Consider the following 9,881-nt stretch of genomic DNA (forward strand, 5'->3'; position numbering starts at 1 on the left):
CCTGGGAGTCCCTGGGTTTAGGGGGGAGCCCCTGCGCTGAGGAGGACCCCTGTTTCAGGGCGACGGCGTCCCGTTCTCCTCCGCCAGCAGATCCGCCAAGCGGTCGAAGAAACCCGCCCAGCCCTCCTCGCTCCGCCGGTACTCCTCCGCCGAGAGATGGCCGCCGCCCTGATGGAAGACCATTTCGGTCCGGTCGCCGAGGTCGGTGAGCAGAAGGGTGACGATCTCGCCGGTCGACTCCTCCGCCGAGGTCGTGTCCTTGAGGGAGAAGACCAGCCGCTCCGGCTCGGCGACCTCCTGGTAGACGCCGAAGAACGGCAGGTGCCCGCCGTCGGGCGTGCGCATGACCAGGCTCCACCGGCCGCCGGGCCGCACGTCCATCGTCAGCCGCTCGACCGGCACCTCCAGCCGTCCGCCGAACCACCGCGCGAAGTCCTCCGGCGTCGTCCACGCCCGGTAGACCCGGGCGCGCGGCGCGTCCAGCACCCGGGCGAGGGAGATGCCCTGCCCGGGGGCCTTCGGGATCGGTGGTGCGTCCTCCTGTATCGCCTTGGGGGAAGGCCCCCGGTGTGCCTTGGCCTCGGCTTCGGATGCGCGGTCGCTCATGGGCTGTCCGTCCGTCCTCTTCGGGTGCGCGCGTTGGCCGGGCGCTCCCCGGGTGCGCGCGTTGGTCGGTCGCTCCTCGGGTGCCCCGGAATGCGGTCGGATCTCGCGACGGAAGGCGGGCGCACGCGCCACCTGTGTGATGCGTGCGTCCGGTGCGTCCGTGTGACGCGTGCGCCCGTGAGTCCGTATTGATGCGTGCATCCGGTGCAGCCATGTGACGGGTGCGCCCGGTGAGTGCCGTCCTCAGGCCCCGGCCCGCGCCTGCTCCTTACGGCCTCCGGTCACTCATCGCGCGACTCCGCCCGCACGTGGACGTCCCGCCAGAAGGACGCCAGCGCCGCGGCGGTCTCCTGCGGCCGTTCGGCGTTGGGGGAGTGCTCCGCGCCCTTGACGACCGTGCGGCGGGCGGACAGCCGGTCGGCCATCGCGTCCATCAGCGGCACCGGCCAGGCGTAGTCGACGGCTCCCGAGACGACGTGCTTGGGCAGCGGCACCCGGGCCAGTTCCGCGACCCGGTCCGGCTCCTCGATCATCTGCCGCCCGGTGGTGGCGAGCTGCTCGGGCACGGTGGTCATCCACCGCCGCCGCAGGAAGGCGGCGATCTCGGGCGGCGTCGCCGCGTCCGCCGCCTCGGGCGGATCGAGGCTGCGCATGACGTCCCAGATCGCCGCCATGTCCATCGTCCGGAGCGCGTCGATGAGCATCCGTACGCGGGCCTGCTGTGACGCGTCGATGGCCGCCGGACCGGAACTCATCACCGTCAGGGAGCGGAAGGCCCCCGCCTCCAGCAGCACGGCGGCCCGCGCGACCAACCCTCCGAACGAGTGCCCCAGGAGGTGCACCGGTCCCGCGCCGAGCGCCTCGGCCTGGGCGAGCACGTCCCGTGCCAGCGCGTCGCGCGCGTACGCGGACGCCTCCCGTGGACCGGGCGAGTCGCACTGCCCGCGCCCGTCCACGGCGATCACCCGGAACCCGGCGGCGGCCAGCGGTTCCAGAAGCCCGATGAAGTCCTCCTTGCTCCCGGTGAAACCGGGCAGGAGCAGCGCCGTACCGACCGGCGCTCCCTCGGGACACGCCTCGTGAACGGCGAACTCCCCGCGGGCGGTGACGAGAGGGCGTGCGCGGGCGCACGAGGGCAAGGTGAGAGTGGGCGGCCTGCTCATGGGAACGAGGCTAGCCGCGTCCCCCGGCGAACCGTCCGGCGCCCGGTACGCCGACGGCCCGGCCCCGCGAACATGCGGGTCCGGGCCGTCGTGAAGCGGGTGAACCGCCTCGCTCAGTCCTCCGTGGCGGCCTCGGCCTCGGCGGCCGAGGCACGGGGGCGGCGACGGCGCACGGGCTTGGCCTCGTCCGCGTCACCGGCCTCCGCCGCCGCTCCGGAAGCAGCGGCCTTGGCGGACGCGGCCTTCTTGGCGACCGTCTTCTTCGCCGCGGTCTTCTTGGCTGCCGCCTTCTTGGCCGGGGCCTTCTCGGGCGCGGCCTCGGCCGTCTCCACGGCGGCTTCGGCGGCCTTCGTGGTGGCGGTCTTGCGGGTGCGCTTGGGCTTGGCGGGAGCCTCGTCCGTGCCCTCGGCGGTGTCCACTGCCTCGACGGCCTTGGCGGCGGTCTTGCGGGTCCGCTTCGGCTTGGCGGGGGCTTCCGCCGTGCCCTCGGCCGCGTCGACGGCGGCTTCGGCGGCCTTGGCGGCAGCCGTCTTGCGGGTGCGCTTGGGCTTGGCGGGGGCCTCGTCCGCGCCTTCGACCGTCTCCACGGCGGCTTCGGCGGCCTTGGTGGCGGCGGCCTTCCGCGTCCGCTTCGGCTTGGCGGGGGCCTCGTCCGTGGCCTCGGCGGTGTCCACTGCCTCGACGGCCTTGACGGCGGTCTTGCGCGTCCGCTTCGGCTTGGCCGGAGCCTCGTCCGCGACCGGCGCGGCGCCTTCGGCAGCGTCCACGACCTCGGCGGCCTTGGCAGCGGCGGTCTTGCGCGTCCGCTTGGGCTTCGCCGGAGCCTCGTCCGCACCCTCGGCCGTCTCCACGACAGCCTCGGCGGCCTTGGTGGCGGCGGTCTTGCGCGTCCGCTTCGGCTTGGCCGGAGCCTCCTCCGCGACCGGCGCCGCGACGGCGGCCGGCACCGCGTCCACAGCGGCCGGCACCGACTCCACTGCATCCGCCACCGCCTCGGCGGCGACCTCCGCCACCGGCTCGGCGGACGTGCGCTTGCGCGTCCGGCGGCGCGGCTTGGACGCGGACTCCGACGGGGTGGTGGCCGACGTCACATCATTGGCCGCGGCCGTCGGGGCCGCGACGGCGGACGAGTCGCCCTCGGCCGGGGCCACGGCGGACGTCACCGGACGCCCCGCGACCGGTACCGACCCGGCCTGCGCGCCGCCGCGCGTCCGGCGGCGCCGGCGCGGCTGACGGCGGGCCGTCTCGGCGTCCGTACCCTCCACGGCGCCGGACGAGCCGGTGCCGGACGGAGAACCGGCAGACGAACCGGCCGACTGCCCGCCCGGCGCGGTCGCACCGTCCAAGGGCGCGCCGCCACGGGTCCGGCGCCGCTGGCGCGGCGGCCGGGAACGCCGGGGCCGCTCCTCCTCGACCGGCTTGCGGGGGCCGCGGCCCCGTCCGCCGGTCTCGCCCAGGTCCTCGATCTCCTCGGCGGCCAGCCCGGCGCGGGTGCGCGCGGCGCGCGGCAGGACACCGGTGGTGCCCTCGGGGATGCCGAGCAGCTCGAACAGGTGCGGCGAGGTGGAGTAGGTCTCCTCGGGCTCGTTGAACGGCAGGTCCAGCGCCTTGTTGATGAGCTGCCAGCGCGGGATGTCGTCCCAGTCCACGAGGGTGACGGCGGTGCCCTTGGCGCCCGCGCGGCCGGTGCGGCCGATGCGGTGCAGGTAGGTCTTCTCGTCCTCGGGCGACTGGTAGTTGACGACGTGCGTCACGCCCTCGACGTCGATGCCGCGGGCGGCGACGTCGGTGCAGACGAGCACGTCCACCTTGCCGTTGCGGAAGGCGCGCAGCGCCTGCTCGCGCGCCCCCTGGCCGAGGTCGCCGTGGACCGCGCCGGAGGCGAAGCCGCGGCGGGCGAGCTGGTCGGCGATGTCGGCGGCGGTCCGCTTCGTACGGCAGAAGATCATCGCCAGTCCGCGGCCGTCGGCCTGGAGGATGCGGGAGACCAGCTCCGGCTTGTCCAGGGAGTGGGCGCGGAAGACGTGCTGGGTGATGTTCGCGACCGTCGCGCCCTCGTCGTCCGGCGCGGTGGCGCGGATGTGCGTGGGCTGCGACATGTAGCGGCGGGCCAGGCCGATGACGGCGCCCGGCATCGTGGCCGAGAACAGCATCGTCTGCCGCTTCGCCGGCAGCATCGAGATGATCTTCTCGACGTCGGGCAGGAAGCCGAGGTCCAGCATCTCGTCGGCCTCGTCCAGGACGAGCGCCTTGACGTGCGAGAGGTTCAGCTTCTTCTGGCCGGCCAGGTCCAGCAGGCGGCCCGGGGTGCCGACGACCACGTCGACGCCCTTCTGCAGCGCCTCGACCTGGGGCTCGTACGCGCGTCCGCCGTAGATCGACAGGACCCGGACGTTGCGGACCTTGCCCGCGGTCAGGAGGTCGTTGGTGACCTGCTGGCACAGCTCACGGGTGGGGACGACGACGAGCGCCTGCGGCGCCTCCGTCAGCTTCCCGGGCTCGGCCCGGCCCGCCTCGACGTCCGCGGGGACGGTGACGCGCTCCAGCAGGGGGAGGCCGAACCCCAGCGTCTTGCCGGTACCGGTCTTGGCCTGGCCGATGACGTCGGAGCCCGACAGGGCCACCGGGAGCGTCATCTCCTGAATGGGGAACGGGGACGTGATGCCGACGGCTTCGAGGGCCTCGGCGGTCTCGGGGAGAATCCCGAGCTCTCGGAACGTGGACAGAATCTTGCCTCTTCTGTGAGACGCGGCACGAGGCGGCGAAAGGGGTCCTACCGCGCCTTCGTACGGTTCGTACGGGCCGGCCTCGCTGGGCCGGATGGTGCGGGACCACTGCCTTCGCTCAAGCACTCTTACCGCGAGCGGTGTGTCCCTCGCGCGGGCGCACGTCTCGTGCGCGCCGCGGCAGAGGGCGGTCGGGTTGGAGCCGATCGGGCCACCGACCGGGCATCCGCATGCGTGGAACAACCCACCGATCCTACTCGGCGGGTGCAATACCACTGTACCCCGGACAGGGCTCTGTATCCGAAGGTTTGTATGAACAAAGAACGGAACGGAACGCACCAGTTACGGTTCGGAGTGGCGCGTCGACCGTATATGGGGGTTAATGTCCCGATTGGCGCCTCGGTTGGCGCCCCGGCTGGCGGTTCGGTCGCGGGAGGCGGGCGCGGCGCGTACGGAGCCCGGCTCCCCGGACCGTTCCCGGGCGGCTCCCCCCGGCCGACCCGCACCCGGCCGGTGTGTGTCTCACCAGGCACTTCCCCCGTCGTCCGGGCGGGCTATTGTGCGCTCCATGGAGACGCCTGACAACGCCGCTGCCGAAGACCGAGAACTCACCGGGATCGCCGCCCAGGACTGGGATCGGGCATCCGCGGACCCGCAGTACCGCGCCGCGGTGATCGACCTGCTGGGAGCCCTCGCGTACGGCGAGCTGTCCGCCTTCGAGCGGCTGGCCGAGGACGCGAAGCTGGCGCCGACCATGGACGACAAGGCCGAGCTGGCCAAGATGGCGTCGGCGGAGTTCCACCACTTCGAGCGCCTCCGGGACCGGCTCTCCGGCATCGAGGCCGAGCCGAACGAGGCGATGGAGCCGTTCGCCGCCGCCCTGGACGAGTTCCACCGCCAGACGGCGCCGTCCGACTGGCTGGAGGGCCTGGTCAAGGCGTACGTCGGCGACTCGATCGCGAGCGACTTCTACCGGGAGGTCGCGGCCCGCCTGGACTCCGACACCCGGGATCTCGTGCTCGCGGTCCTGGACGACACCGGGCACGCCAGCTTCGCCGTGGAGAAGGTCCGCGCCGCGATCGAGGCCGAGCCGCGGGTCGGCGGGCGGCTGGCGCTGTGGGCGCGGCGCCTGATGGGCGAGGCGCTGTCGCAGGCGCAGCGGGTGGTCGCCGAGCGGGACGCGCTGTCCACCATGCTCGTGGGCGGCGTCGCGGACGGGTTCGACCTCGCCGAGGTCGGCCGCATGTTCTCCCGCATCACCGAGGCACACACCAAGCGCATGGCGGCCCTGGGGCTGTCGGCCTGAGCGGCTTCTGTCCGGCGTGGGGATGTCGGTCTGAGCGGTCTCCGTCCGCGACGTGACAGGAGTCGGTCTCGATCGGTCATATCCGGCCGGATTCATACGAAACCCGCCGTCCGCGCCATGCGGACGGCGGGTGCGTCTGTTTCTGCGGCGGCCGGGTGCCCCGGTGCCGGCCGTCTCGCCGGGCCTCAGCAGCGCCCGGCGACCGCTGATCGGCGCAGCCCGCTGCCGGGGGCCGGGCGGACCAGGAGCGAGAGCAGCGCGGCCCCCAGCCCCAGCGCGGCGACCAGTACCTGTACGGGGTGGCCGGGCCCCATGATCGAGTGCGCCAGCAGCGCGCCCAGGAGCGCCGCGGCCGGGCCCGTGGACAGGGTCAGCGGCCGGGAGGGGAACCGGTCGGGCAGCCGCCGCACGGCGGCGAGGGCGAGGGCGAAGCCGATGAGGACGGCGCCGAGCGCTTCCAAGACCATGGTGTGTTTCCCCTCCCGTGTGGTGTGGCCGAGCACGTGGCGCGTGCCGGTCGTCGTGACCGGGACCGCGACGCCCACCGGTCGTCGCGGCACGTGACGCGTACTGGTCGTACGGCCGTCGTACCCAAGGGTCGTCACGTACAACCCTGCGCGGCGACGCGAAGGAGAACCCTTTCGTCACCGCAGGTCGGCGGCCTTCCGGAGAACCTCCCGCAGGGCCGCCGGATTCCCGCTCGGCCCCCGGAACACCGGATCCCCGCCCGGCCCCGGAACGCCCGTTTCCCGCCCGGCCCCGGAACGCGGGACGGCCCCGGAACACAAGACGGCGGCGGTCCGGAGAGATTCTCCGGACCGCCGCCGTCCTCGCGTGTGCGCGGTCCCGCCGGTGGCGGGGCGGGGCACCAGGCCCCTCGCAGAGGCCCACAGGCCCCTCGCGGAGACCCGCGGGCCCCTCGCGGAGACCCGCGGGCCCCTCGCGGCAGCCTTACAGCGCGCCGAACCCGACCTTGCGGGAGACCTGCTCGCCGATCTCCACGTAGGCCAGCCGGTCCGCCGGGACCAGGACCTTCCGGCCGTGGTCGTCGACGAGGCTCAGCAGCTGCGACTTGCCGCCCAGCGCGTCGGCCACCGCACGCTCGACCTCCTCGGCAGACTGCCCGCTCTCCAGCACGATCTCGCGGGGCGCGTGCTGCACGCCGATCTTGACCTCCACGGCTTATGTCCCTCCGACGATCCGGGGTTACCCCTTGGTGGAACCAAGGCGGGGTACGCGGTGATCCGCGCCCTATCAGCACACATTAGCCCGGTGCGGGGACGGACAGGCCGCCACGAAGAACGCCGGGAGCGAACACGACGCCCCCGCGAAGAACGCCGGGAGCGAACACGGCACCGCCATAAGGAACGCCGAAGCGCACCGGACGCGACCCGGTGTGCTTCAGGTAGCCGGTGCGCTTCAGACAGGCAGGCAGGCCAGGCGAGCGCCTACTCCTCCTCGCCGTGCGGTTCGCCGCCGTGCAGCGGGAACCCGGCGATGCCCTTCCAGGCCAGCGAGGTCAGCAGCTGGACGGCGGTCGCGCGGGGCACCGAGCTCTCCGAGGACAGCCAGTAGCGGGCGACCACCTGGGACACCCCGCCCAGGCCGACGGCCAGCAGCATGGACTCGTCCTTGGAAAGCCCGGTGTCCTCGGCGATGACCTCGCTGATCGCCTCGGCGCACTCCAGCGAGACCTTGTCCACCCGCTCGCGCACGGCCGGCTCGTTGGTCAGGTCCGACTCGAAGACCAGGCGGAACGCGCCGCCCGGGTCCTCCACGTACGCGAAGTAGGCGTCCATCGTGGCGGCCACCCGCTGCTTGTTGTCGGTGGTCGACGCCAGCGCGGTGCGCACCGAGTGCAGCAGCGCCTCGCAGTGCTGGTCCAGCAGGGCCAGGTAGAGGTCGAGCTTGCCGGGGAAGTGCTGGTAGAGCACGGGCTTGCTGACGCCGGCCCGCTCGGCGATGTCGTCCATGGCGGCGGAGTGGTAGCCCTGCGCCACGAAGACTTCCTGGGCCGCGCCCAGGAGCTGGTTGCGCCGGGCGCGGCGTGGCAGGCGTGTGCCCCGCGGGCGTGCCGCCTCGGTCTGCTCGATGGCGCTCACGCTGCCTCCCAGTGTTGTTCCTACGCGGCGCAGTGCGGTGCGCCGCGCCCGCCATCGTACTTTTGGGTAACCCGGGAACGCGTGCTCCGAGACGAGAAATTCTGCGGGTAAACGCTGTGAGAATCCGACATATGGCAGTAGTTCGCCGGTATTCCTCCGGTGTCCCGAGTCATCGGTATTCGTCCTCGTCGTCCAGGTCCACCACCCGGGCCTGTTCCGCCAGGTCGGCTTCGCTGGCGACGCCGGGATCCGCGCTGGTCAAGGGGTCGTCGTAGCGGCGTGAGACGTCCGCGAGCTGCTCCGCGGCATCGGCTTCGGGGGCCTCGACGTCGAGCTCCGTGGTCGTGGCCTCGTCCTCAAAGGTTTCCGGGTCAGTCGGATCGATCGACATGCTGGCTCCCCTTTCCCGAGCACACGCCCCTTACACGGGGGCGAAGGTCCCCGACTCCCGTGCGGGGCGGCGACGGTCCTCCTGCGAGCCCGGCCCCCGCACCGGACGAGGGCCCTGGCCCCGGCTCCGTGGTGGCGGCCGGGGGCCTACAACCGAGCGTAGGAGACGGCGCGCGCCCGCGCGACGCGGTGTGTGACTGCGAACACACGGGCGGGGGCGTGATCGTCTCGTAACATCGACCCCATGTCTTCGACCGAGTCGCCGGACTCCCTGGCCGTCCCACCGGTCCCGCCGGCGGGCCGAGGTTCGCGCGTGGGAGCGGGGGAGACGGTGCGCTCCGTGTCCCTCCCCGGCCTCACGCTCAGCGTGCGGGCCCGCGCGGAGGCCACCGAGGGCCTGCCGCCCGCGCTGTACGTCCACGGACTGGGCGGCTCGTCGCAGAACTGGTCGGCCCTGATGCCGCTGCTCGCCGACCGCGTGGACGGGGAGGCGCTGGACCTCCCCGGCTTCGGTGACTCGCCGCCGCCGGACGACGGCAACTACTCGATCTCCGGTTTGGCCCGCGCCGTCATCCGCTACCTGGACGCGAGCGGACGCGGACCGGTGCACCTGGTGGGCAACTCCATGGGCGGCGCAGCCGTCACCAGGGTCGCCGCGGTCCGCCCCGACCTCGTACGGACGCTGACGCTGATCTCGCCCGCGCTGCCGGAACTGCGCCCGCAGCTCTCGGCGATCCCCACCGGGATGCTCGCGGTGCCCGGCGCCGCCCGGCTGTTCAGCAAGCTGACGAAGGACTGGACGCCGGAACGGCGCACCCGTGAGGTGCTGGCCCTGTGTTACGGCGACCCCTCGCTGGTCACCTCGGAGGACTTCACCGCGGCGGTGGAGGAATACGCGCGCCGACTGGAACTCCCTTATTTCTGGGACGTGATGACGCGCGGCGCGCGCGGCATCGTGGACGCCTACACCCTCGGCGGCCAGCACAACCTCTGGCGGCAGGCCGAACGCGTCCTGGCGCCGACCCTCCTCGTCTACGGCGGACGCGACCGCCTCGTCTCCGTCCGGATGGCGCGCCGGGCAGCCGCGGCCTTCAGGGACTCGCGCCTGCTGACGCTGCCGGAGGCGGGGCACGTCGCGATGATGGAGTACCCGGAGACGGTGGCGCGGGCGATCCGCGACCTGATCGACGAGGCACCGGATAGTAGAACGCACACCGGAGCGGCCGTCGAGGCGACCGCCGACGCGGGCAGGAGCTGACAGGCCGAGTGGGACGTCACAGCCGCCGGGACGAGACCGGGACGACCGGGGACAGCGGAACGGCCGGGATACCGGGCACAGCGATGGACGCCGGCGGAACCGTCGGCATACCGGGCGCGCCGATGAACAGCCGCGGAACCGTCGGCATACCGGGCGCGCCGATGGACACCGGCGCTCCCTTGGGGGCGGTGCCTACCGGCCCTACGGGCACGGGGCGCCGCCGTCGGGACGCGCTGTACCCCGCCGCTGAGGGCGGCCCGCCCACGGCACCCTTCGCGGCTCCTGTGTCCGGGGGGCTTCCGGGCGGGTTCCAGGCGCCGCAGGCCGGAC

10 protein-coding genes are annotated in these 9,881 nt (G+C 73.3%); 2 read left to right on the plus strand and 8 right to left on the minus strand.

The window, feature by feature from the left end; translation table 11 throughout:
- Positions 1-54: 54 nt before the first annotated feature.
- From ABZX96_RS26625 to ABZX96_RS26635, 3 genes are all read right to left on the minus strand, one after another.
- Complete coding sequence (locus ABZX96_RS26625) at positions 55-606, minus strand: SRPBCC domain-containing protein (RefSeq protein WP_355549231.1); 552 nt, start codon at positions 604-606, stop codon at positions 55-57.
- A gap of 281 nt (positions 607-887) precedes the next feature.
- Complete coding sequence (locus ABZX96_RS26630; protein ID WP_355549233.1) at positions 888-1,769, minus strand: alpha/beta hydrolase; 882 nt, start codon at positions 1,767-1,769, stop codon at positions 888-890.
- A gap of 113 nt (positions 1,770-1,882) precedes the next feature.
- On the minus strand, positions 1,883-4,405 hold the full coding sequence (locus ABZX96_RS26635; RefSeq protein WP_355549234.1) for a DEAD/DEAH box helicase: 2,523 nt from the start codon (positions 4,403-4,405) through the stop codon (positions 1,883-1,885).
- A 658-nt stretch (positions 4,406-5,063) separates the two neighbouring features.
- On the opposite strand from ABZX96_RS26635, the gene ABZX96_RS26640 reads away from it, so the two are divergent.
- Entirely contained in the window at positions 5,064-5,801 is a 738-nt protein-coding gene (locus tag ABZX96_RS26640) for a ferritin-like fold-containing protein (RefSeq protein ID WP_355549236.1), read from the plus strand.
- A gap of 185 nt (positions 5,802-5,986) precedes the next feature.
- On the opposite strand, the gene ABZX96_RS26645 is transcribed toward ABZX96_RS26640, so the two are convergent.
- The 4 genes from ABZX96_RS26645 to ABZX96_RS26660 form a co-directional block, all read right to left on the minus strand.
- Positions 5,987-6,268, minus strand: coding sequence for a hypothetical protein (locus tag ABZX96_RS26645; protein ID WP_355549238.1), 282 nt, complete (start codon positions 6,266-6,268; stop codon positions 5,987-5,989).
- Between the two features lie 484 nt (positions 6,269-6,752).
- Complete coding sequence (locus ABZX96_RS26650) at positions 6,753-6,980, minus strand: DUF3107 domain-containing protein (protein ID WP_355549240.1); 228 nt, start codon at positions 6,978-6,980, stop codon at positions 6,753-6,755.
- 269 nt (positions 6,981-7,249) lie between these two features.
- Complete coding sequence (locus tag ABZX96_RS26655) at positions 7,250-7,903, minus strand: TetR/AcrR family transcriptional regulator (protein ID WP_355549241.1); 654 nt, start codon at positions 7,901-7,903, stop codon at positions 7,250-7,252.
- Positions 7,904-8,072: 169 nt separating this feature from the next.
- Positions 8,073-8,294 carry a hypothetical protein gene (locus tag ABZX96_RS26660; protein ID WP_355549243.1) on the minus strand — a complete coding sequence of 74 codons (222 nt, stop codon included), beginning with the start codon at positions 8,292-8,294 and terminating at the stop codon, positions 8,073-8,075.
- A gap of 243 nt (positions 8,295-8,537) precedes the next feature.
- On the opposite strand from ABZX96_RS26660, the gene ABZX96_RS26665 reads away from it, so the two are divergent.
- Positions 8,538-9,551 carry an alpha/beta fold hydrolase gene (locus tag ABZX96_RS26665; protein WP_355549245.1) on the plus strand — a complete coding sequence of 338 codons (1,014 nt, stop codon included), beginning with the start codon at positions 8,538-8,540 and terminating at the stop codon, positions 9,549-9,551.
- 16 nt (positions 9,552-9,567) lie between these two features.
- On the opposite strand, the gene ABZX96_RS26670 is transcribed toward ABZX96_RS26665, so the two are convergent.
- Positions 9,568-9,720, minus strand: coding sequence for a hypothetical protein (locus ABZX96_RS26670; RefSeq protein ID WP_355549246.1), 153 nt, complete (start codon positions 9,718-9,720; stop codon positions 9,568-9,570).
- Positions 9,721-9,881: the final 161 nt, after the last annotated feature.

It is taken from the genome of Streptomyces sp. NPDC003077, assembly GCF_040611095.1.
Lineage (GTDB): Bacteria > Actinomycetota > Actinomycetes > Streptomycetales > Streptomycetaceae > Streptomyces.

Coding starts and splice junctions, on each gene's coding strand:
- ABZX96_RS26625 (WP_355549231.1), bottom strand. CDS start 606: ATGAGCGACCGCGCATCCGAAGCCGAGGCCAAGGCACACCGGGGGCCT.
- ABZX96_RS26630 (WP_355549233.1), bottom strand. CDS start 1,769: ATGAGCAGGCCGCCCACTCTCACCTTGCCCTCGTGCGCCCGCGCACGC.
- ABZX96_RS26635 (WP_355549234.1), bottom strand. CDS start 4,405: ATGACGCTCCCGGTGGCCCTGTCGGGCTCCGACGTCATCGGCCAGGCC.
- ABZX96_RS26640 (WP_355549236.1), top strand. CDS start 5,064: ATGGAGACGCCTGACAACGCCGCTGCCGAAGACCGAGAACTCACCGGG.
- ABZX96_RS26645 (WP_355549238.1), bottom strand. CDS start 6,268: ATGGTCTTGGAAGCGCTCGGCGCCGTCCTCATCGGCTTCGCCCTCGCC.
- ABZX96_RS26660 (WP_355549243.1), bottom strand. CDS start 8,294: ATGTCGATCGATCCGACTGACCCGGAAACCTTTGAGGACGAGGCCACG.
- ABZX96_RS26665 (WP_355549245.1), top strand. CDS start 8,538: ATGTCTTCGACCGAGTCGCCGGACTCCCTGGCCGTCCCACCGGTCCCG.